The organism is Streptomyces sp. DT2A-34, assembly GCF_030499515.1.
Lineage (GTDB): Bacteria > Actinomycetota > Actinomycetes > Streptomycetales > Streptomycetaceae > Streptomyces.
On the sequence record NZ_JASTWJ010000001.1, the window covers coordinates 1,683,880 to 1,706,042 of the forward strand.

18 protein-coding genes are annotated in these 22,163 nt (G+C 72.2%); 7 read left to right on the forward strand and 11 right to left on the reverse strand.

The annotated features are described in order from the left end of the window. Window positions 1–21: 21 nt before the first annotated feature. The 4 genes from QQM39_RS07320 to QQM39_RS07335 all read right to left on the reverse strand — a co-directional run bounded on the left by QQM39_RS07320 (window position 22) and on the right by QQM39_RS07335 (window position 5,542). Entirely contained in the window at window positions 22–1,479 is a 1,458-nt protein-coding gene (locus QQM39_RS07320) for an NCS2 family permease (protein ID WP_301995804.1), read from the reverse strand. Between the two features lie 180 nt (window positions 1,480–1,659). Further along, a complete protein-coding gene (locus QQM39_RS07325; RefSeq protein ID WP_301995805.1) occupies window positions 1,660–4,044 on the reverse strand; it encodes a xanthine dehydrogenase family protein molybdopterin-binding subunit in 2,385 nt (794 codons plus the stop codon). Window positions 4,045–4,049: 5 nt separating this feature from the next. After that, on the reverse strand, window positions 4,050–4,652 hold the full coding sequence (locus QQM39_RS07330; protein WP_301995806.1) for a (2Fe-2S)-binding protein: 603 nt from the start codon (window positions 4,650–4,652) through the stop codon (window positions 4,050–4,052). Next, window positions 4,652–5,542: a xanthine dehydrogenase family protein subunit M gene (locus QQM39_RS07335; protein WP_301995807.1), complete on the reverse strand. Its 891-nt coding sequence runs from the start codon at window positions 5,540–5,542 to the stop codon at window positions 4,652–4,654. Before QQM39_RS07335 ends, QQM39_RS07330 begins: the two co-directional genes overlap by 1 nt. 377 nt (window positions 5,543–5,919) lie before the next feature. On the opposite strand from QQM39_RS07335, the gene QQM39_RS07340 reads away from it, so the two are divergent. Beyond that, on the forward strand, window positions 5,920–7,593 hold the full coding sequence (locus tag QQM39_RS07340; RefSeq protein ID WP_301995808.1) for a PucR family transcriptional regulator: 1,674 nt from the start codon (window positions 5,920–5,922) through the stop codon (window positions 7,591–7,593). A 163-nt stretch (window positions 7,594–7,756) separates the two neighbouring features. Further along, on the forward strand, window positions 7,757–8,545 hold the full coding sequence (locus QQM39_RS07345; RefSeq protein WP_301995809.1) for a hypothetical protein: 789 nt from the start codon (window positions 7,757–7,759) through the stop codon (window positions 8,543–8,545). Between the two features lie 420 nt (window positions 8,546–8,965). On the opposite strand, the gene QQM39_RS07350 is transcribed toward QQM39_RS07345, so the two are convergent. Continuing rightward, window positions 8,966–9,799, reverse strand: coding sequence for a GntR family transcriptional regulator (locus tag QQM39_RS07350; protein ID WP_301995810.1), 834 nt, complete (start codon window positions 9,797–9,799; stop codon window positions 8,966–8,968). A 154-nt stretch (window positions 9,800–9,953) separates the two neighbouring features. On the opposite strand from QQM39_RS07350, the gene QQM39_RS07355 reads away from it, so the two are divergent. Together QQM39_RS07355 and QQM39_RS07360 are read left to right on the forward strand one after the other, a co-directional pair. Continuing rightward, on the forward strand, window positions 9,954–10,805 hold the full coding sequence (locus QQM39_RS07355) for a (2Fe-2S)-binding protein (RefSeq protein ID WP_301995811.1): 852 nt from the start codon (window positions 9,954–9,956) through the stop codon (window positions 10,803–10,805). A gap of 305 nt (window positions 10,806–11,110) precedes the next feature. Next, the gene (locus QQM39_RS07360; protein WP_301995812.1) at window positions 11,111–12,157 is read left to right on the forward strand and encodes a DUF2637 domain-containing protein; all 1,047 of its coding nucleotides are present in this window, start codon (window positions 11,111–11,113) and stop codon (window positions 12,155–12,157) included. 96 nt (window positions 12,158–12,253) lie between these two features. On the opposite strand, the gene QQM39_RS07365 is transcribed toward QQM39_RS07360, so the two are convergent. Together QQM39_RS07365 and QQM39_RS07370 are read right to left on the reverse strand one after the other, a co-directional pair. Then, window positions 12,254–12,736 (reverse strand): ATP-binding protein, encoded by a 483-nt coding sequence (locus tag QQM39_RS07365; protein WP_301995813.1) that lies wholly within the window; start codon window positions 12,734–12,736, stop codon window positions 12,254–12,256. A gap of 577 nt (window positions 12,737–13,313) precedes the next feature. Continuing rightward, on the reverse strand, window positions 13,314–13,931 hold the full coding sequence (locus QQM39_RS07370; protein ID WP_301995814.1) for a hypothetical protein: 618 nt from the start codon (window positions 13,929–13,931) through the stop codon (window positions 13,314–13,316). A 254-nt stretch (window positions 13,932–14,185) separates the two neighbouring features. On the opposite strand from QQM39_RS07370, the gene QQM39_RS07375 reads away from it, so the two are divergent. After that, entirely contained in the window at window positions 14,186–15,430 is a 1,245-nt protein-coding gene (locus QQM39_RS07375; RefSeq protein ID WP_301995815.1) for a helix-turn-helix transcriptional regulator, read from the forward strand. A gap of 21 nt (window positions 15,431–15,451) precedes the next feature. Here QQM39_RS07375 and QQM39_RS07380 read toward each other — a convergent pair whose 3' ends face one another. Then, window positions 15,452–16,744 carry a protein phosphatase 2C domain-containing protein gene (locus QQM39_RS07380; RefSeq protein ID WP_301995816.1) on the reverse strand — a complete coding sequence of 431 codons (1,293 nt, stop codon included), beginning with the start codon at window positions 16,742–16,744 and terminating at the stop codon, window positions 15,452–15,454. Between the two features lie 580 nt (window positions 16,745–17,324). Between QQM39_RS07380 and QQM39_RS07385 the strand changes: the two genes are divergently transcribed. Beyond that, window positions 17,325–18,314 carry a LuxR family transcriptional regulator gene (locus QQM39_RS07385; RefSeq protein ID WP_301995817.1) on the forward strand — a complete coding sequence of 330 codons (990 nt, stop codon included), beginning with the start codon at window positions 17,325–17,327 and terminating at the stop codon, window positions 18,312–18,314. Between the two features lie 65 nt (window positions 18,315–18,379). After that, window positions 18,380–18,862, forward strand: coding sequence for a DUF456 domain-containing protein (locus QQM39_RS07390; RefSeq protein ID WP_301995818.1), 483 nt, complete (start codon window positions 18,380–18,382; stop codon window positions 18,860–18,862). A 75-nt stretch (window positions 18,863–18,937) separates the two neighbouring features. Here QQM39_RS07390 and QQM39_RS07395 read toward each other — a convergent pair whose 3' ends face one another. From QQM39_RS07395 to rsgA, 3 genes are all read right to left on the reverse strand, one after another. Then, the gene (locus tag QQM39_RS07395; RefSeq protein ID WP_301995819.1) at window positions 18,938–19,447 is read right to left on the reverse strand and encodes a methylated-DNA--[protein]-cysteine S-methyltransferase; all 510 of its coding nucleotides are present in this window, start codon (window positions 19,445–19,447) and stop codon (window positions 18,938–18,940) included. A 2-nt stretch (window positions 19,448–19,449) separates the two neighbouring features. Beyond that, a complete protein-coding gene (locus QQM39_RS07400) occupies window positions 19,450–20,937 on the reverse strand; it encodes a DNA-3-methyladenine glycosylase 2 family protein (RefSeq protein ID WP_301995820.1) in 1,488 nt (495 codons plus the stop codon). 63 nt (window positions 20,938–21,000) lie between these two features. Next, window positions 21,001–22,104: a ribosome small subunit-dependent GTPase A gene (rsgA, locus tag QQM39_RS07405; protein WP_301995821.1), complete on the reverse strand. Its 1,104-nt coding sequence runs from the start codon at window positions 22,102–22,104 to the stop codon at window positions 21,001–21,003. Between the last annotated feature and the right edge of the window lie 59 nt (window positions 22,105–22,163).

Sequence of the window (22,163 nt, forward strand, 5' to 3'; positions counted from 1 at the left end):
GGAGGGCGGTTCAGTGACTGGCTAGTGCACGCCCATCCAGCTCTCAATGGGATTGAGGGCGAAATAGACCAGGAAGATGCCTGTCAGGGCCCACATGAACGCCCCGATCTCCCGAGTCTTGCCCTGCGCGGCCTTGATGGCGACGTACGAGATGACACCGGCGGCGACACCGGCCGTGATCGAGTACGTGAACGGCATGATCACGACGGTGAGGAACACCGGGATCGCGGTGGCCCGGTCGGACCAGTCCACGTGCCGCGCGTTCATCATCATCATGGCGCCGATGACCACCAGGGCCGCCGCCGCGACCTCGCCCGGCACGATCGCCGTCAGCGGGGTGAAGAAGAGACAGGCCGCGAAGAACAGGCCGGTGACGACCGAGGACAGGCCCGTACGGGCACCCTCGCCCACGCCGGTCGCCGACTCGACGAACACCGTCTGGCCGGACGCGCCGGACACGCCGCCGATCGCACCGCCCGCGCCGTCGATGAACAGCGCCTTGGACAGGCCCGGCATCCGGCCCTTGTCGTCGGCGAGCTTGGCCTCGGTGCCGACGCCGATGATCGTCGCCATCGCGTCGAAGAACCCGGCGAGCACGAGCGTGAACACGATCATACCGACCGTCATCGCGCCGACCTCGCCCCAGCCGCCGAACTCGACGTTGCCGAAGATCGAGAAGTCGGGCATGGAGACGGCGCTGCCGTGCAGTTCGGGTGCGCCGCTCACCCACTGCTTGGGGTCGATGACGTCCAGTGCGTTGAGGGCGACGGCGAGGACGGTGCCGCCGATGATGCCGATCAGGATCGCGCCGGGGACGCCGCGTGCCTGGAGCATGAAGATCGCGAGCAGCGTGACGGCGAAGAGCAGGACGGGCCAGCCGGCCAGTTCGCCGGCCGGGCCGAGGGTGACCGGCGTCGCCTCGCCCTGGTGCACGAAGCCGGCCTTGTAGAAGCCGATCAGGGCGACGAACAGGCCGATGCCCATGGTGATCGCGTGCTTCAGCGCGAGCGGAATCGCGTTCATGATCATCTCGCGCAGGCCGGTGACGACCAGCAGCATGATGACCACGCCGTACATCACACACATGCCCATGGCCTGCGGCCAGGTCATCTGCGGGGCGACCTGCGAGGCGAGAACACCGGAGACGGAGAGGCCGGCGGCGAGGGCGAGTGGCACCTTGCCGAAGAAGCCCATCAGCAGCGTGGTGAAGGCCGCCGCGAACGCGGTCGCGGTGATCAGGGCCTTCTGGGCGAGGGTGTCCCCCGCCGCGTCCTTGCCCGACAGGATCAGCGGGTTGAGCAGGAGGATGTACGCCATCGCCATGAAGGTGGTGATGCCGCCGCGCACCTCGCGCGCGATCGTGGACTCTCTCCTGGATATGTGAAAGTACCGGTCGAGCCAGGACCTGCCGGCCGGGACGCGGGTGCCTTCTCCCGCGTCTTCGGCTGTCGTCGCCGGCTCCAGTGACTGCTGGGTCATGTGGGCCTACTCCCAAGGTTCATAGGGACACCCGCATCTCCAACCGCCGTGGCGGCTGCGGGATTTGGGAAGGTGCTTCGGCCGCACGACCCGGGGGACGGCCCGAGACGAACGATCTGGTTGCTCCGGGCGGCGCGGCGAAGTGTGACGTTCCCGGTGCCGCCCGGAGAGACTGGTGACTTACGCCGTGCCCGTGAGGTGTTCGGGCCGTACCGGCGTGCGGTTGAGCTCCAGCCCGGTCGCGTTCCGGATCGCCGCGAGGACGGCCGGGGTCGACGACAGGGTGGGGGCCTCGCCGATGCCACGCAGCCCGTACGGGGCGTGCTCGTCGGCGAGTTCGAGCACGTCGACCGGGATGATCGGCGTGTCGAGGATGGTCGGGAGCAGGTAGTCCGTGAAGGACGGGTTCCTGACCTTCGCGGTCTTGGGGTCGACGACGATCTCCTCCATCACCGCGATGCCCATGCCCTGGAGGGTGCCGCCCTGGATCTGGCCGAGGACGGACAGCGGGTTGAGCGCCTTGCCGACGTCCTGGGCGCAGGCCAGCTCGATGACCTTCACCAGGCCGAGCTCGGTGTCGACCTCGACGACGGCGCGGTGCGCGGCGAAGGAGTACTGGACGTGGCCGTTGCCCTGGCCGGTGCGCAGGTCGAAGGCCTCGGTGGGGCGGTGCCGCCACTCGGCCTCGACCTCGACGGCCTCGCCCTCCAGCACATCCACCAGGTCGGCGAGGACCTCGCCGCCGTCGGTGACGACCTTGCCGCCCTCCAGCAGCAGCTCCGCCGTCGCCCAAGCCGGGTGGTAGGAGCCGAACTTGCGGCGCCCGATCTCCAGGACCTTCTCGCGGACGAGCTCGCAGGAGTTCTTGACGGCGCCGCCGGTGACGTACGTCTGCCGCGAGGCCGACGTCGAACCGGCGCTGCCCACCTGCGTGTCCGCCGGGTGGATCGTCACCTGGGTGACGCCCAGCTCGGTGCGGGCGATCTGCGCGTGGACGGTGACGCCGCCCTGGCCGACCTCCGCCATGGCGGTGTGCACGGTCGCGACGGGCTCGCCGCCGACGACCTCCATGCGCACCTTGGCGGTGGAGTAGTCGTCGAAGCCTTCGGAGAAGCCGACGTTCTTGATGCCGACCGCGTAGCCGACACCGCGTACGACGCCTTCACCGTGCGTGGTGTTGGAGAGCCCGCCGGGCAGCTGCCGTACGTCCGCGCCCTCGCTGCTCTCCCACTGGCGCTCGGGCGGCATCGGCATCGCCTTGACGCGGCGCAGCAGTTCGGCGACCGGCGCCGGGGAGTCGACCGGCTGCCCGGTCGGCATGATGGTGCCCTGCTCCATCGCGTTCAGCTGCCGGAACTCCACCGGGTCCATGCCCAGCTTCTTCGCCACCTTGTCCATCTGCGCCTCGTACGCGAAGCACGCCTGGACCGCGCCGAAGCCGCGCATGGCGCCGCAGGGCGGGTTGTTGGTGTAGAGGGCGAGGGCCTCGATGTCGACGTCGTCGACGACGTACGGGCCGATGCTGAGCGAGGAGGCGTTACCGACGACCGCAGGCGACGCGGAGGCGTACGCGCCACCGTCGAGCACGATCCGGCACTTCACATGGGTGAGCTTGCCGTCCTTCGTGGCGCCGTGCTCGTAGTAGAGCTTGGCGGGGTGACGGTGGACGTGCCCGAAGAAGGACTCGAACCGGTTGTAGACGATCTTTACGGGCTTTCCGGTCCGCAGCGCCAGCAGGCAGGCGTGGATCTGCATCGACAGGTCCTCGCGCCCGCCGAAGGCGCCGCCGACGCCGGCCAGCGTCATCCGCACCTTCTTCTCGGGCAGGCCGAGCACGGGCGCGATCTGGCGCAGGTCGGAGTGCAGCCACTGGGTGGCGATGTAGAGGTGGACGCCACCGTCCTCGTCCGGCACGGCGAGGCCGGACTCGGGGCCGAGGAAGGCCTGGTCCTGCATGCCGAAGGTGTACTCGCCCTTGACGATCACGTCCGCCTTCTTGGCGGCCTCCGCCGCATCGCCGCGGATGATCGGCTGGCGGTGGACGATGTTCGGGTGCGGGACGTGGCCGCTGTGGTGGTCGTCGCGGTTCTCGTGGATGAGGATCGCGTCCGGGGCGGTCGCGGAGGCCTCGTCGGTGATGACGGGCAGCTCGCGGTACTCGACCTTGATCTTGGCGGCGGCACGGCGGGCCGTCTCCGGGTGGTCGGCGGCGACGATCGCTACCGGCTCACCGTGGTGACGGACCTTGCCGTGCGCGAGGACCGGGGTGTCCTGGATCTCCAGGCCGTAGTTCTTCACGTCGGTCGGCAGGTCGTCGTACGTCATGACGGCGTAGACGCCCGCCATGGCGAGGGCCTCGCTCGTGTCGATGGACACGATCTCGGCGTGCGCGACGGTGGAGCGCAGGATCTGACCCCAGAGCATGTCCTCGTGCCACATGTCGGACGAGTACGCGAACTCGCCGGTGACCTTGAGGGTGCCGTCCGGGCGGAGCGTGGACTCACCGATGCCGCCCTTGGTCTGGGAACCCTGGGTGATCTTGGTGGGAGCGCCGTTGGTGGGCATGTCGCTCAGACCGCCTCTCCCTGCCGGGCGGCCGCGAGGCGGACCGCGTCCATGATCTTCTCGTAGCCCGTGCAGCGGCACAGGTTGCCCGACAGCGCCTCGCGGATGTCCGCGTCGGTCGGGTTGGGGTTGCGCTCCAGCATCTCGTCGGCGGCGACCAGCAGACCCGGGGTGCAGAAGCCGCACTGGACGGCGCCGGCGTCGATGAACGCCTGCTGGATCGGGGAGAGTTCGGTGCCCTCGCCGGTCTGCGAGTCCTGCCCCTTGGCGGCCCAGTGCTGGGCGTCCTGGAGCGAGGTCCCCGCCTTCCCGTCCGTACCGCAGGCCCCGGTCGCACAACCACCGTGCTCGGCACGCTGCTTGGCGAAATCGGCCAGCCCCTCGACGGTCACGACCTCACGGCCCTCTACCTGCCCGGCGGCGACCAGACACGAACACACCGGCACACCGTCCAGCCGAACGGTGCAGGACCCGCACTCACCCTGCTCACAGGCGTTCTTCGACCCCGGCAGACCGAGCCGCTCGCGCAGCACGTACAGAAGGCTCTCGCCCTCCCAGACGTCGTCGGCTTCCTGCGGACGTCCGTTGACAGTGAAGTTGACGCGCATCAGGCGACTCCCTCCGTGTGGGCGGCGGTGCCGCGGTACGACTCCCAGGTCCAGGTCAGCGTGCGGCGGGCCATGATGCCGACCGCGTGGCGGCGGTAGCTCGCGGTGCCCCGGACGTCGTCGATCGGGTTGCAGGCGCCGGAGCACAGCTCGGCGAACTGCTTGGCGACCGACGGGGTGATGATCTTGCCGTTGTCCCAGAAGCCGCCCTCTTCGAGCGCCGCGTTCAGGAACTCCTCGGCGGCCTTGGCCCGCACGGGTGTCGGGGCGGCCGAGCCGATCCCGGTACGCACGGTCCGCGTCTCGGGGTGCAGCGCGAGCCCGAAGGCGCACACGGCGATGACCATGGCGTTCCTGGTCCCCACCTTGGAGTACTGCTGCGGCCCGTCGGCCTTCTTGATGTGCACGGCCCGGATGAGCTCATCCGCGGCCAGCGCGTTGCGCTTCACGCCGGTGTAGAACTCGTCGATCGGGATACGGCGGCTGCCGCGCACCGACTCGACCTCGACCTCGGCGCCTGCCGCGAGGAGGGCGGGGTGGGCGTCGCCGGCCGGGGAGGCGGTGCCGAGGTTGCCGCCGACGCCGCCGCGGTTGCGGATCTGCGGGGAGGCGACCGTGTGCGAGGCGAGAGCCAGGCCCGGCAGCTCGGCGCGCAGGCTCTCCATGATCCTGCTGTACGGGACGGAGGCACCGAGCCGCACGCTGTCCTCGCCGACCTCCCACTCGTAGAGGTCGCCGATGCGGTTCAGGTCGAGGAGGTACTCGGGCCGGCGGTGGTCGAAGTTGATCTCGACCATCACATCGGTGCCACCCGCAATCGGCACAGCGGTGGGGTGCTCGGCCTTCGCGGCGAGCGCCTCCTCCCAGCTGGCGGGGCGAAGGAAGTCCATGACCGGCTCTCTTCTTCGTCTCGTGGGTCGTACGGTTTGAGCCAGATCAGGTGCGGCAGTCCCGGCTCGTTCATGTGCTGTTAACGCGCATTGACGTCAGTACACAGCGCGGTGCTCCACCGGGGTCAGTCACGGAAACCATGAAGGAGTTGGCTGGCCAGGGCGGGCATCTTGTAGATTCGTATGAACAGAGGTCATCAGTAACCTCCTGGTTTTTCCGTGGAAACGTGAGACACAGCCCTTGTGACCAGGGACACAGCCGGGACACAGCTCCGCGGACGCCGGTCACCATGAACCGGCCCGCCGGACGGGCCGCTCACCACACGACCCTCCTGGATCCATCGTAGATTTCGAGACAAAGAACGGCGGCGACGAGAATGCGGCTGCGCGCACTGCTGGACACCGACGCGCTGGGCCTCAAGCTGCTCGGCGGCGAGGAAGAGCTGGACCGCACCGTGCGCGGTGTGATGACCACCGACCTCAGGGACCCCAGCCGCTACCTCTCGGGCGGTGAGCTGGTGCTCACCGGGCTGGCCTGGCGCAGGAACGCCGCGGACTCCGAGCCTTTCGTGCGGATCCTGGTGCAGGCCGGTGTGGCCGCCCTGGCGGCCGGCGAGGCCGAGCTGGGCGACATCCCCGACGACCTGGTGCTGGCCTGCACCCGGCACCGCCTGCCGCTGTTCGCGGTGCACGAGTCGGTGGCGTTCGCGACGATCACCGAGCATGTCGTACGGCAGGTCAGCGGCGAGCGGGCCGGGGACCTGGCGGCCGTCGTGGACCGCCACCGCCGGATGATGACGTCGGGCCCGGCGGGCGGCGGCCCGGACGTCGTCCTCGACCTGCTCGGCTCGGACCTGGACCTGCGGGCGTGGGTGCTGGCGCCGACGGGGCGGCTCATCGCGGGCTCGAAGGTGGGAGGCCCGGCGCTGCCCGCCGACATGTGCGCGAAGCTGGCGGCGGAGCACCTGTCGGCCGCCCGCACAGCCCGGCGCGGCCCGCACCGCACGACCATCGGCGGCACGCCGTACTCGCTCTTCCCGATCCGCAGCAGCGGCCGCTCCCCGCGGGCGGCGCGGGACGTGCGCGAGACGGTGCTGTCGGACTGGCTGCTGGCCGTGGAGGCGGACGCGAGCGACTGGCCCGAGGAGCGCCTGGACCTCCTCCAGGGCGTCACCCAGCTGATCGCGGTGGAACGCGACCGGCGCGACGCGGCACGCACGGTCCGCCGCCGCCTCGCCCAGGAGGTCCTCGAACTGGTCCAGACGGGCGCGGCACCCGCCGAGATCGCCGCGCGCCTGCGCGTCGCGGCCCCCGTCCTGCTGCCCGGTCTCGGCGCGGCCCCGCACTGGCAGGTGGTGGTGGCCCGGGTCGAGTGGGAGGGCGGCGACACCGAGCCCGGCCCGATCGCCCAGTCCCTCCTGGAGGAGATCCTGGTCGACCCGCTCGCGACCGGCCCCGAACCCTCCGACCGTATCGCCGTGGCCCACACCGGCGACGAGGCCATCGCGCTCGTCCCCCTCCCCGCGGTCTCCTCGGAGCACGACGGCTCCGAAGCGGGCATCCACGCGGACTCGCTCCTCGACTCGATCCGGGACGCGCTGTCGGCGGGCCTGGACGGCGACGGCCGGGTCACGCTCGGCGTGAGCGCGGCGGTGCACTCGGCGGAGGGCCTGCGCGGCGCCCTGGAGGAGGCCCGGCACGCCCGCCGGGTGGCGGCGGCCCGCACGGGCCGGGTCTGCGCGGCGGGCCACCAGGAGCTGGCCTCCCACGTCCTCCTGCTCCCCTTCGTCCCGGACGACGTCCGCCGAGCCTTCACGGCCCGCCTCCTGGACCCGCTGCGCGACTACGACCGCCGCCACCGCGCCGAACTGATCCCCACCCTGGAAGCGTTCCTCGACTGCGACGGCTCCTGGACCCGCTGCGCGACCCGCCTCCACCTGCACGTCAACACGCTGCGCTACCGAGTGGGGCGGATCGAGCAGTTGACGAGCCGGGACCTGTCCCGGCTGGAGGACAAGCTGGATTTCTTCTTGGCATTGCGGATGAGTTGAGCCTCCGCGAGCCCTCGCGCGAATGGCGACGGACGGCACCAAGTACCGCCACTGTCCCACGACTTTGTGAAATCCTTCACCCACCCTCTTGGCCGAGCGCGCGAATTCGTGCTGAGATGCCGCCACCACTCAACAGCTCGATGGCGTGCTCGGGGAGGGCGAGGTGGCGTATACCGCCATGTCTGGTAACGGAACGACCGCCGGCGACGATCCACTCCAGACCGCGGTATGGCGGCTGCGCTCACGCGCTTGCTGGTCGGACGCGGCGGCCCTGCTACAGCCTGTCACCGCTCAGACCGCGCTCCAGCGGGCGTCGCTGCTGGTGGAGCGCTGTCTCTACACCGAGCAGGGCTGGGAGGAGGCCGAGGACGCGCTGCGCACGGCCGAGGCGCTCGCACACGGTGACGACGAGCGGGGCGCGGCCGCTTGTGAACGCGGTCAACTTGCGTACGCGTCGACACTGCACGGAGTGCGCGACCGGGCCGACGAGGCGCGGGCCGCGCTGGGGCGGGCGGCGGCGCTGCTCCCTCCGGGGGTGGCGGGCAGGGCCCTGCTCGACTTCCGCCGCGGGCTCCTCGCGGAGAACCTGGCGCGCTCGCCCCAGGCGGCCCGCGCCGCATACCGCCGCGCACACGCGGGCGCGACGGCCCACGCCGACCCCCTCCTCCTCTCCTTCACCTGGCGTCACCTGGCCGGACTCGCCCTGCGGGACGGCGAGTTGGCGGAGGCCCGGCACGGCTTCGCCGAATCCCTCCGTATCCGCGAGGAGTTGGGCTACCTGGTGGGCACGGCGCCCGCGCTGGCGTCCCTCGCCGACGCGGAGACCGAACCGGAGGCCTCACGTCTGCGCGACGAGGCCCGCCGCCTGTTCCGCCTCCTGGGCGGCGTCCCGACCTGGCTTGCCCACCAGCTGGCCCCCACCCCACCGGCGACTGGAGCGGCCACGGCATGACGCCGGGGGCGATCACCTCGCCCCCGCCGCCCCTACCCGTCCCATCTCCAGGGGCTCCGCCCCTTCGCCCCCGCTGGGGCTGCCGCCCCAGACCCCCGCTTCGGCCCTGAACGGGCCTCGTCCTCAAACGCCGGACGGGCTGGATGATGCCGGCCGGCGTCGAGAGGCAGGCGTACCCGCACCGTCCGCGCGTAGCCCCGCGGCGCCGCACCCGCGTACGGCGGCAAGGGGACGTGCCGGGGGGTGTCCGCCCGCAGAGTCCGGTGTCAAGAAACGGCACCTCTAGCGCAAGGCCCACCACCGGACCGAGGACGGACACCCCCGGCACGGCCCCGACCCACCCCCCACCCGCAGGCGCCACGCGCACCCCCACCAAGGCCGCACAGGCCGCCGCAGGCACCCACGCCCAACCGCCGGACGCTACCCCGCGAAGTGCTCCCCCACCAGCGCCCGCACCACATCCAGCTCCCCGGCGATCAACGCGTCCAGCAGCGCCACGTGTTCCGCAGCATCCGCGATGAGGTCGGCTGGACCCCGGCCGGACGGGAGGACGGCGCTCACCAGGGGCCACTGGGCGCGCCGGTGGAGGTCGTCGGCGATCTGGACGAGTTGTTCGTTGCCGCACAGGGAGAGCACGGCACGATGGAAGGTGCGGTCGGTTTCCGCGTACGTGGCCCGGCAGCCGGTCGACGCCGCCCGAACCGTCGCCTCCGCCAACGGCCGTAGTTCCGCCCAGCGTTCGGCAGGGACAGTACGCGCGAGCCGGAGCATCACCGGAACCTCGATCAGCGCACGGACCTCGGCCAGCTCGGCCAACTCCCGGGCGCCCCGTTCGACCACCCGGAACCCCCGGTTGGGAACGACCTCGACGGCCCCCTCCAACGCGAGCTGCTGCATGGCCTCGCGGACCGGCGTGGCGGAGACACCGAAGCGCTCGCCGAGTGCGGGAGCCGAGTACACCGCGCCGGGAATCAGCTCACCGGCGACGAGCGCGGTGCGCAGGGCGTCGAGGATCTGACCCCGCACCGAGGCCCGCTGAACGACCGGACGCGGCCGCGGGATCGGCTGCTCACTGTGGGTGTGCTCACCACGAGCCGCCGGCGCCGAGGCTCCAGCACCCCGCGCCCGCTCGTCGCCCGCGCCCACACCAGCACCCACGCCCGCAGCCCGCCCCTGCGGCGGCACCCGCGGCACCCCAGCCTCCGAGACCTGCGGAATCCCCGTGGCCGCGGAGCCCTGCGCGCCCTGCTTCACGGGTCCTCCTCCGGACGTGTCAGTACTTGGGGTCATTACGGCGGGTTGTTACTCACCCGTCAAGCACCATAGGCGCAGAACGCGACAGTTCAAACCGCAGCGATCTTGGGTAAGGTAAGCCTTACCTTCAAAGTCTCACGGATCGGCGGCCCCCATGTCCGTGCCCCCCATAGCCCTCGCGGACGCCTACACCCGTCTCACCGAGGTCTTCCCGGGGCTCGACATCACCCAGCCACCCCCCGACGAGCAGCTCCCCAGCCACGACGGCTGGATCACCGCCGCCTCGCTCGCAGCGGGCGGCACCGGCCTCGACACGTTCCTGGCCTGGGACGACGCACAGGTACTACGCGACTACGGAATGCCCGCACGCCAGGACGTCGTCGCCGGCTTCGGCCTGCACCGGTACGCCTGGCCCGTCTGCCTGCTGATCACCGTGCCGTGGTTCCTGCTCCGCCGCGTCCCCCGCTTCCCCGTGACGCATGTCTCGTACGACCGCACGACCCCCGGCCTCGCCATAGGCCGCCTGGCCGCCCGCCCCACGACCTTCGCCTGCCTGCCCGGCGACCCGGCGGCCACCCTGCCCGGCGCCAGGGTCGTCCCCGACGAGGAGGCACTGCGCGCAGAGGTGCGGACCGCCGTCGCCGAGCACCTGGAACCCGTACTCACCGGCTTCGGACCGCGCATGCGGCGACGCGGACGCGCGCTGTGGGGCATGGTGACCGACGAGGTCGTCGAGGGCCTGTGGTACGTCGCCCACCTGCTCGGCGACGGCGAGCAGGACCGGGCACGGCGCGAGCTGGAGCTGCTGCTGCCGGGCGCGACACAGCCGTACGTCGGCTCGGCCGCCTTCCGCGAACTCACCGGACCGGACGGCGAGTCACTACCCACTCGAGACCGGGCGAGCTGCTGCATGTTCTACACACTGCGCCCCGAGGACACCTGCCCCACCTGCCCGCGCACCTGCGACGCGGACCGCGTCACCAAGCTTCTGTCCGCAGCCAGTTGAGGCCCCCTCAGACCGGCGCGTACAGCGCCGTGCCGTAAGATCACCCGCGAGCAGGACCCCCGTTACGGTTACAGGCGTTTCACAAATTCCTCACTCGATGCAGGAACTTTCCATGGAACCACCCGTACGGGTAGTCTTGTTCGAACTCAACTCCCGCCCCTCAAGCGGCAGTTCGAGCAGAACGCCGCCCTGGGGCATCCCCTTGCACTTCCTTGGCGGCCTCTTGCCCCGAAACCCCCTGAGGGCCGTTGGGATTGGGCCACTATGGCGGGCGTTACGCCCTATCCCAATGCAAGGGACCCCAGATGAGATTGACCGAGATATCGCTGAACTGGCTGCTTCCGGGCGCCGTCCTGCTCCTGGGCCTGCTGGCGGCGATAGCGGTGCTTCGGCGCGGGAAGACCTCGGGGAAGGACGCGAGCGCGGACGACTCGTGGGAACGCAGCGAGGAGCGCCGTCGGCGCAAGGAGGCCATATACGGCACCGCCTCCTATGTGCTGCTGTTCTGCTGCGCGGCCGTGGCCGCCGCTCTCTCCTTCCACGGCCTGGTCGGCTTCGGCGAACAGAACCTCGGCCTCCACAACGGCTGGCAGTACCTCGTGCCGTTCGGTCTGGACGGCGCCGCGATGTTCTGTTCCGTCCTCGCGGTGCGCGAGGCCAGCCACGGTGACGCGGCGCTCGGCTCCCGGATACTCGTGTGGACGTTCGCGGCCGCCGCGGCCTGGTTCAACTGGGTGCACGCACCCAGGGGCATCGGCCACGACGGCGCCCCGCACTTCTTCGCCGGCATGTCCCTGTCCGCGGCCGTGCTGTTCGACCGGGCGCTGAAGCAGACCCGCCGGGCCGCCCTGCGCGAGCAGGGTCTGGTGCCCAGGCCGCTGCCGCAGATCCGGATCGTGCGCTGGCTGCGGGCTCCCCGTGAGACCTACAAGGCCTGGTCGCTGATGCTCCTGGAGGGCGTGCGCAGCCTGGACGAGGCGGTCGACGAGGTCCGCGAGGACAAGCGGCAGAAGGAAGAGGCCCGCCTGCGCCGGCGCGAGCAGCAGCGCATGGAGCGTGCCCAGCTGAAGGCCATCAGCCGGGGCCACCGCGGCTTCGTCGGCCGCGGCGGCGGACGGCAGGCGGAGCCGCCGGCGGCCCTGGAGCGTGCCTCGGCCCAAGTCTCCGCGGAGCCTGCCATATCCACGCCGGAGCAGCTGCCTCCCGTGCGCACGCGTCCCTCACTGCAGCCCGTCCGCACCGGTTCTGACCCGGTGACCGTCGACCTCACCGCGGAGGACGACACAATGGCGCTGCCGCGACTCGACTCCCTGGAGCGCAAGCTCAAGGATCTTGAGCAGCAGTTCGGCTGAGAACGCCTCTCATCGCCGGGCAGGGGCGCGACCCGAGGTTCGGGTCGCGCCCCTGCCTGTTGCCGTACGGCACGCTTCGTCATGCGGCACGCCTGGTCATGCGGCGCCCGCGTCGAGTTCGAACCACACCGCCTTCCCCACCCCGTGGGACCGCACACCCCAGGCGTCCGCGAGGGACTGGACCAGGATCAGGCCTCTGCCGTTCGTACCGTCGTCGGCGTTCGGTACGCGCGGTCTGGGCCTGCGGGCCACGAAGTCCCGCACCTCCACTCTCAGTCCGCCCGGTCCTACGGTGGCCGTCAGGACCGCTTCACGGTCGGTGTGGACGAGCGCGTTGGTGACGAGCTCGCTGGTGAGCAGTTCGGCTATGTCCGATCGTCCGGGCCTGCCCCAGTGCCGTAACAGCTCGCGCAGCGCCCTGCGTGCCTCCGGTACGGCCCGCAGGTCCGCCCTCCCGAGTCTGCGCCTGAGCTGAGGCGTCTGCGCGTGTTCCCCGGCGCTCGCGGTCCTGTCCTGCACCGCCTCCGCCAAGGAGGCCCCTGCAGTGATGGGACCGCCCCCTCGTGCCTGCCTCTTCATGACCCCCGCCCGCGTGCCGATGTCGGTTCCCCTCCTGGCTCGAACACGTTCACGGGAACCATTTCCCATGGGGACCGGCGCCAGTCATGTCGAATCGTCGACAACCAGGTGTTCGGCCACGGTGGGGGCGGCGCACGCCGGGTGCATGAAACCCGGAACGTCACCCACCGGACGCCCGGGAGGCGCCGTACGCGACGACCGGTCCGAGTCGGCCACCGGCCACGGCCGAGCTTCCGGGCCGATGGCGGGGCTTCCGGCGAGGGGAGGCGAGGCGGTTCATCCGCTCCGGTCGGGGGCGGCCGACCAGGGCAATCCTGCACGGCTTCGAGCCGATGTGCGCACGGGCGTCGGGCGCGAAGGGGTGCGGCCCGGCGGCCGATTCCCCGCTGCCGATCCGGCCGTATGTGACGCAGGCATGGGGCAGTTGAGGGCTCGGCGTCGAGGCGCCGTCGACGCCGACGCCCCATGCGGAGCCCGCGGCCGACGAATCTGGCCGGAATTCGCTTGTTCAGCCGTAGTGAGTGCGGGGCCGCCCGCCCGACCCCCGTCCGGGAGGGCGGCCCCGCTGGTGGGGTGGTCAGTAGAGCTTGTTGACCGCGGTGGTGGTCGTCTTCTTGAAGGCCTTCACCGGCGCGTCCGTGAAGTCGCCCATCTGCCCCCACCGCACGACGGTGACGGTGCCACCGTCCCGGCCGACGGAGAGGAGGTTGATGTCCATGGCGCCCCACGAGGCACGGGTGTGCACGCCGTGGACGCGGGCGCCCTCCTCGACCGGCAGGCTGCCGTAGCTCTTGTACTCGGCCTCGATCTCCGGGTCGGCGTCGCTGCGCAAGGCGCAGGACCGGATCTCCTTGTTCAGACGCGTGGCGAGGGCCTTGGCCTTGGCGTTGTCGCCGACGACGACGTTGAGCTGCTGGGCATTGGTCTCCAGGTCGGTGCGGAACGTGCGGTGGCGGGCGTCGTAGGCGAGCAGCGCGTCGCCGAGGCAGCCCCGCATCTCCTCCGGGACGCCGTCCGCGACCTTGTCCGCGGTCCAGGCGGAGGAGGGGTGCGGCGGGAGTTGGGACGCCGACAGGAACTTGGGGGCGGGCGTCTTCGTCGCGGCTCCGGCCGGTGCGGCGGTGAGTGCGGCGCCTGCGGCGAGGCCCGCCACGGCGAGTGCGGCGAGCACGCCGGCTCGGGTGCGCTTGGGCATGGGTGTCCCCCGTGAGTGAGATGAGATGCGTGAACGATCAGGAAGTCGGCCGTCACCGACGCCGGATGGTCCGTCCGGCCCCCCGGGCCCTGTCGGCCTGGTCGGTGCGACACCAGAAGCATCAGCCGTCACAGTCGACGGGCGCAACCGCCGACGCCCGATCCGCGACGGTGGAACCATCCCAGCCCTTCTGACGTGCAGGTATATGGAGTGCCTGGGATGCCGTCCCGGGACGGGGAGGACGCGGGGGCACAGTGTCGGAAGCACAGGACGACGACGTCCAGGAGTTCGCGGCGTTACTCAGAGGCCTGAAGGAACGCACCGACCGCAGCTACGGTCAGCTGGCCCGCCGCCTGAACATGAACACCTCCACGCTGCATCGCTACTGCGCCGGCGACGCGGTCCCCCTCGACTTCGCCCCCGTGGAACGCTTCGCCGCGCTGTGCGAGGCGACGCCGGAGGAGCGGCTGGAGCTGCACCGGCGGTGGATCCTGGCGGTGGCGGCACGACAGCGGGCACGGACGGCGACTCCCCCGGCGGTGCCCGAAGAGCCGGCACCGGCCAAGCCTCCCCGCCACCCCTGGTACCGCCGCCGACGCCTCCTGGTCTCCGCGGCCGTGGCAACGGCACTCCTCGCCACGCTCGGCAGCCTCTCCGCCCTGCCGGACGACAACCGACCCCGGGCGAGCGACTCCGTCCAGGGCACCGATCCGACCCGAACGACCGACGCGGGCACTCCGCGCCCCAAGTCGACCAAGTCGACGAGCCCCACCCCCACCACCGCGTCACCCTCGGCCGACGCGTCGAAGAAACCCTCCGCGAAGCCCACAGAATCCGCCGCCGAGCCCTCCGAGGAAGCAGGCCGGCAGCGGCCCCCGGTCGGCGTCCCGCTCACCTGGAGCGCCAACTCCCATGTCTGGCAGGGCGGCTGCGGCCACGACTACGTCATCGCCAAGCCCCCGGAGCAGGTGCCCCCGCCTCCGGCCCCGCAGGACGCCGGGACCTGGGCGGCCACCCAGAACGCCGTGCACGGGGGGCAGACCATGGTGAAGATCGCCGTGCAGGGGCGGACGTCGACGGCCGTCGTCCTGGACGCGCTCCGGGTGCGCGTCGTCGGCCGCTCGGCACCCGCCGAGGGGACCTCGTACGCCATGGACAACGGCTGTGGCGGTGCGCTGACGCCCCGTTACTTCGATGTCGACCTGGACAAGGACCGGCCCATCGCCCGCCCCGTCGACGGCAACGACACCGGCACCCCCATCCCGGCGATGAAGCTGCCGTACCGGGTGTCCGCCGAGGACCCGGAGGTGCTGCTGGTCGACGCGCGGACGGAGAGCTGCGACTGCGGCTGGTACCTCGAACTGGACTGGTCCTCCCAGGGCCGTACCGGCACCATCCGCATCGACGACCACGGCCGTCCGTTCCGTACGACGAGCGTCAAGGGACTGCCGAGTTACGGCTACGACACCTCGGCCCGCGAGTGGGTGCCGTACACCTGAGCCGTACCTCCGAGGGCAGGGCTACGTTTCCCACACTCCGGCGGCCGTACGGTCGTCGGCGTACCCCTTGACCCGGACCTGGGTGTCGGCGAGGAAGGCGGCGAGGCCGGGCGGCTCGGGGCCGGACCAGCGGGCGGTCAGGTGGGCGGCGAGTTCGGGTTCGCCGCGCAGGGGGTCGGCGAGGCCGCCGGTGCACATCAGGAGCGTGTCTCCCGGACGGGCCACCGAGGCGCGGAAGCGGAAGGGTTCGCGGGGCGGCTCGGGGGCCGGGTCGTAGGGGCTCGGGGGTGTGGGGATGCCGAGGTCCATGGTGAGGCGGTCGCCCTCGGGCGTCTCCGCCGGCAACGAGCCGAAGCCGACGACGGGTTCGCCGGTGGCGTCGGTGACGCGGGGCTCTATGTCCTGCCACTCGCCGTCCCGCAGCCGGAAGAGTCCGCCCCCGCCGACGCCGAAGAAGACACGGGTACGGCACGCGGGGTCGGCGGGGAGGAGGAGGCAGCGCAGGGTCGCCGCGTACTCCTCCGGTTCGATGCCCTGTTCGGCGGCGCTGGCGCGGAGCTTGCCGAGGCTGCGGTCGGTGAGGCGGTGCAGGCCGGACTTCAGGTCGCCGCGCCGTGCGGCCCTGATGTCCTCCGCGAGCCTCGGGTGACTGCGGCCGACGGCCCGGCCGATCCAGTGACAGGCCTCGGCGGCGGCGCGGTGGGCGCCCGGGGTGGCCCGGGCGCCGGTTGCCATCGCCACCAGGACCAGGGCGTGGTCGCCGGTGCCGAAGCGGGCGGTGAGGAGGGAGTCGCGGCGCGGTTCACCCCGGTAGCGGGCGGAGTCTCCGCGCAGGGAGACGGCCCGGAGGGTGCAGGCGCCGTAGTGGGCACCGTCCAGGACGGTGTCGGCGACCAGGTCGTCGAGGTCGTCGGGGTCCGCGGCGGGGAGGGCGGTGGGTTCGGCGGCGTAGGTCGGCGGGCCGTTGCCGACGTAGTCGAGGGGCTCCGGGGGGAAGGTCGGGAGGTCTGCGCGGGGCGCCGTCCGGGGCTCGTCGTCACTCGCAGGCGTCGGGCGCTCCTCGGGCTCCTCCACGGTGAATCCCGGCGGCTTCGGCAGGCCCGCCGGGAAGGTCGACGGACCCGCGGTCCCGGGCACTCCGGCCCCTGGCACCCCCGCCCCCGGCCGCAGGTTCACGGCCCCCGCCGCCGAGGCGAACCGGTCGTCCAGTGAGTCGGGCGCCGCTGTCGGGCCCGTGTCCTGTGTGGCGTCACCGTACAGCTGCCCCCACCAGTCGTCCTCGTGACCGGTGGGCCTTCCCCCCTGCTGACTCATGCCCCTGATTGTCCACCGCACGGGCCGGATGAAAACGGGGCATCCGGAAAATCCGACCCGGTGGACCGACACGAAAGGCGTTGTGGGAGTGAGGTGTTGAACAGTCTTGCGATACATCAGGCCGCGCAAAAGGCGAGCCACGTCGCCGGGCGGTCCCACCCCCCACGGGAGAACCGCCCGGCGACTGCCGGGTGACCCGGGCCCGGATCCCCTTCGCACGCGTCAACGCACGTCGTGGGCCCGGGTCACGATCTGGGTGACCGAAACGCCGCTCGCGTCGGCCAGGACGGCCTCGAGTGTGGCCTGCTTCCCTGTCGTCCCGCTGTGGTTCGCGGCCGCCTTCGTACGAGTCCGTCCTCCGGCCACGTGTACCGCGGGACGGCAGCGGTATGCCCTCCCGGGGCGGCGATCTCCGGCAGCCCAAGCAGGGGCAAAGCGGGCGGTGGTTGATGCTGCGGTGGCGACACCTTGGCAGAGTGACGGGTGGTGCGGCGATGATGTGCCGAGGCGGTTCTACGCCGTGGCCGTTTTCCGCCACGGGCCGGACACCGGTGTTTCTTTTGGGGAGGGGCGCGGCCCGATGCTGGGAGTGATCGGTCTCGACGAGACGCATGAGTCGGCGTACCGGGCCCTGGTGTCGGTGGGCGCCGCCGACGTACCGGATCTCGCGCGACGGCTGACGCTCGGCGAGTACGACACGGAGCGCGCCCTGCGCCGTCTGGAGCGGCACGGACTCGCGGCGCAGTCCTCGGCGCGGCCCGGTCGCTGGGTCGCCGCGCCGCCCGGGGTGGCGCTGGGCGCGCTGCTCACCCAGCAGCGGCACGAGCTGGAGAAGGCGGAGCTGGCGGCCGCGATGCTCGCCGAGGAGTACCGGGCGGGGGCCGCCGAGCCCGCCGTGCACGACCTGGTCGAGGTGGTGATCGGCGCCGCCGCGGTCTCGCAGCGCTTCCTGCAGCTCCAGCTCGGGGCGAGCAAGGAGGTGTGCGCCCTGGTCACCGGCAGTCCCGTCGCCGTCACCGGCGTGGAAAACGACGCGGAGGAGCAGGCCGCCGACCGGGGCGTCCGCTACCGGGTGGTCCTGGAACGCTCGGTCCTCGACCAGCCGCACGGCGTCACCGAGCTGTCCGCCGCCCTCGGCCGCGAGGAGCAGGTGCGGGTCGTGGACCAGGTCCCGACCAAGCTGGTGATCGCCGACCGGACCCTGGCCCTCGTACCGCTCACCTCGCACACGTCGGAGCCGGCCGCCCTGGTCGTCCACGCGAGCGGGCTCCTGGAGCTGCTCTCCGGCCTGTTCGAGTCGGTGTGGCGGGAGGCGCTGCCGGTACGCCTCGGCCCGTCCGGCGTCACCGAGGAGCAGCCCGACGGGCCCGACGACACCGACCTGGAGGTGCTGTCCCTGCTGCTGGCCGGCCTGACCGACGCGAGCGTGGCCAAGCAGCTGGACCTGGGCCTCAGGACCGTGCAGCGCCGGGTGAAGCGGCTGATGGAGCTGACCGGGGTGACGACCCGGCTGCAGCTGGGGTGGCACGCGTACGAGCGGGGGTGGGTGGCGCGGGAGCGGCAGGGGTGACCGCGGCGCACCCCCGGCGACAAGGCTGATCTGCGCGTTCTCGTGAGCTCCGGCACTCTGGTCAGATGGGAGTGTCGGACCTCGTGCTGGTCGGACTGGTCCTCCTGCTCGGCCTCTGCGGAGTGCTGGTGCCCGGGGTGCCGGGGTCCTGGCTGGTGTGGGCCGCGGTCATGTGGTGGGCGCTGCAGGATCCCCAGCCGGTCGCGTGGTGGGTGCTCGTCGGGGCCACCGTCGCGCTGTTCCTCTCCCAGGTGGTGCGCTGGGCACTGCCGCCGCGCCCGCTGCGTCCGAGCTGGGCCGGCCGTCACATGGCGGTGTACGCGGGGGCGGGGTCGTTCCTGGGCTTCCTCCTGCTCCCCGTGATCGGCGCGATCCCCGGCTTCATGGCCGGCATCTACCTCGAGGAACGGTTCCGCCTCGGCCGCCACGGCGAGGCGATGGCGGCGCTGCGGACCGCGATGCGGTCGGGCGGGTCGAGCGTGCTGGCGGAGCTGTTCACGTGCCAGCTGATCGCGGGGGCGTGGGTGGGGGCCGTGCTCTGGGGCTGACGCCCGCATGGCAGGAACCGGAGGACCGCTAGGCCCTGTCGCGTCGCCGGGCAGGCGGGAATTCGACGACAGGGCCTAGAGCCTGCCCTCCAGCGTGAGCAGCCGCATCTTGCGTTCGAGGCCGCCCGCGTACCCGGTCAGCGACCCGTCGGCCCCGATCACGCGGTGGCACGGGCGTACGACCAGCAACGGGTTGGCGCCGATCGCGCCGCCGACGGCCCGTACGGCGGCCCGGGAGGCGCCGATCCGCGCCGCGATCTCGCCGTACGTCGTCGTGGACCCGTAGGGGACATCGTCGAGGGCGGCCCAGACCCGCTCCCGGAACTCGCTGCCGGCTGTGCTCAGCTCCAGCTGGAACTCCTTGAGTTCACCCGCGAAGTAGGCGGCGAGCTGTTCCTCGGCCGCACGGAAGAGCGCGGGGTCGCGCCGCCAGGCCTCCTGGACGGTACGGCCGCCCTTCTGGCCGGGCACGGAGAGGGAGGTCAGGGCGCCGGTCGCGGGGTCGGCGGTGAGGAGGAGCGGGCCGAGCGGACTGTCGAGCTCGGTCCAGTGGGTCGGGGTGGCGGTCGGGGCCAGGTTGGTCATGATTACTCCGACTCCCCTGCTGCACGCAGGTGTTGTGAGGCATAGGAGCGCCAGGGGCGCCAGCTGTCGGGGGCGTCGACGCCGGGCGGGGCGACGTCCGGGTCGCCGAGGGCCCGGGTGCGGATGACGGCGACGGTACGGGCGCCCAGGCCGGGCAGGCCGAGCAGCGCGTCGTGGGCCTCGTCCCGGTCGGCGCCCGGGTCCAGCCGTACGGCACCGTCGGCGAGGGCGGCGGTGAGCGCGCCGAGGGGGCCGTCGGGCTCGGCCTCGGCGAGGACGGCCGCCTCGGGGAACAGGTGGGTGAGGCTGCCGCGGGGCGCGTCGAGCGCCTTGCCGTACCGCCGCACCAGCCGCTCGGCCTCCCCCGGCCCGACGAGTGCCCGCACCGCCAGCTCCTCCGCGTCGGCGGCACCGGGTGACCGTAGCCCCGGCCGGGCGGCGACCAGCGGAGCGAGCCGGGGATCGGCGCCGAGCCGCTCGTCGACGGCGTACGGATCGGCGTCGAGGTCGAACAGGCGCCGCAGCCGCTGCACGGCCGTGGTCAGGTCGCGCGGGTCGGTGAGGTGGAGACGGGCGTCGAGCCGGCCGCCGGGGTGGGTGGTGGAGGCGGCCGAGGGGGCCGGTGGGCCCGGCACGGCTTCCGGCGCCGATGCCGACGCCACCGCCGGTACTCCTCGGCGGGCCGTGGACGCCTGCCTCCCGCCGCCGCCCAGCCGCTCCTGCACCGCCGCGATGGCGGTGCCGTACGGCAGCCGGAGGGCGCGGCGGTACGTCCGGCGCCCGACCGGTCCGCTGATGTCCTCGACGCCGGGCACGGCCTCGCGCTCCAGCAGGTCGAAGACGAGGCCGGCCTGGTACGGCCCCCGGTACGCGAGCCGCAGCGGTATCCCGGCCGACGGCGTGCCCGCACGCCGGGCGCCACGGCCGCCCCTCCGTGCGGCGGCGGCCCGCAGCTCGCTCGGCGTGGAGGCGTACACCTCCCGGATCGTGTCGTTGAACTGCCGCACGCTGGCGGACCCGGACGCGAACGCGATCTCGGTGATCGGCAGCTCGGTGGTCTGCAGGAGCACCCGTGCGGTGTGCGCCCGCTGGGCCCGGGCCAGCGCGACCGGCCCGGCGCCGAGCTCGGCGGTGAGCTGCCGCTGGACCTGCCGCGCGCTGTATCCCAGCCGCGCGGCGAGCCCGGCGACGCCCTCACGGTCGACGATGCCGTCGCCGATGAGCCGCATGGCCCGGCCGACGACATCGGCCCGCACGTTCCACTCGGCGGACCCCGGCACGGCGTCCGGCCGGCACCGTCGGCAGGCCCGGAAGCCCGAGCCCTGCGCGGCGGCTGCCGTCGCGAAGAACCGCACGTTGCGCCGCTTCGGCGTGACGGCCGGGCAGCTGGGGCGGCAGTAGATGCCGGTGGTCTCGACGGCGAAGAAGAACTCGCCGTCGAACCGGGCGTCCCTGCTGCGGACCGCCTCGTACCTGGTGTCCTCGTCCATCACGCCCTCCAGTCTCCGCCGACCGTGCGGGTGCGGCTGGCGGAAATCGGACGTGACGCTGCGCTACCGCATGCGGCCCCGCTTCGCCTCCATCGCCGCCCGCCCCTCGGCGCCCTTGCGCTTCCAGTCCTTGCGGATCTCGGCCCGAAGCCGCGCGTCGGTCTTGGCCACGATCCGCTGGTTCTCCCGCAGCAGCTTCCGGTAGCTCTCCAGCCGCCGCTCGGGCAGTTCACCGGCGTCGATGGCGTCGAGCACCGCGCACCCCGGCTCGCTCTCGTGCGCGCAGTCGTGGAAGCGGCACCGCTCGGCCAGCGCCTCGATCTCGGCGAAGACCTGCCCGACCCCGGCCTCGGCGTCCCAGAGCCCGACGCCCCGCAGCCCCGGTGTGTCCATCAGTACGCCGCCGCCCGGCAGGGCGAGGAGGTTGCGCGTGGTGGTCGTGTGGCGGCCCTTGCCGTCGACGTCGCGGGCGGCCTGGACCTCCATCACGTCGTCGCCGAGCAGTGCGTTCGCGAGCGTCGACTTGCCCGCCCCGGACTGCCCGAGCAGCACGGAGGTGCCCCCGCCCACGACCGCGGCGAGGACGTCGAGCCCCTCCCCCAGCGTCGCGCTGACGGTCAGCACGGGCACACCCGGCGCCGTCGTCTCCACGTCCTGGACGAGATGCGAGAGCGTCACCGGGTCCGGCACGAGGTCGGCCTTGGTGAGGACCACGACCGGCTGGGCGCCCGACTCCCACGCCAGGGCGAGGAAGCGCTCGATACGGCCGAGGTCGAGCTCGACGGCCAGCGAGACGGCGACGATCGCGTGGTCGATGTTGGCGGCGAGGATCTGCCCCTCGGACCGCTCGGAGGAGGTGGAGCGCACGAAGGCCGTACGGCGTGGCAGATACGTCCGTACATAGCGCGGGTTCCCGGCGGGTTCGACGACGGCCCAGTCGCCCGTGCACACGACCCGCATCGGATCGTGCGGGGTGACGAACGCCGTGTCGGCCCGTACGACGCCCTCGGCGGTGACGACGTCGCACTGCCCGCGGTCGACCCGGATCACACGTCCGGGAAGGAGCCCCTCGGGCTCGTAGGGGGCGAACTCGTCCGCCCATGCCTCGTCCCAGCCGTAGGGAGCGAGAGCGGAGGAAACGGATGAAGCGGCGGAGCTGGAAGTCAAGGGTGACCCTTCACAAGGGCGGCCCCGGCCGTCGCGCGCACGGGCGCGGAAGGAAATGG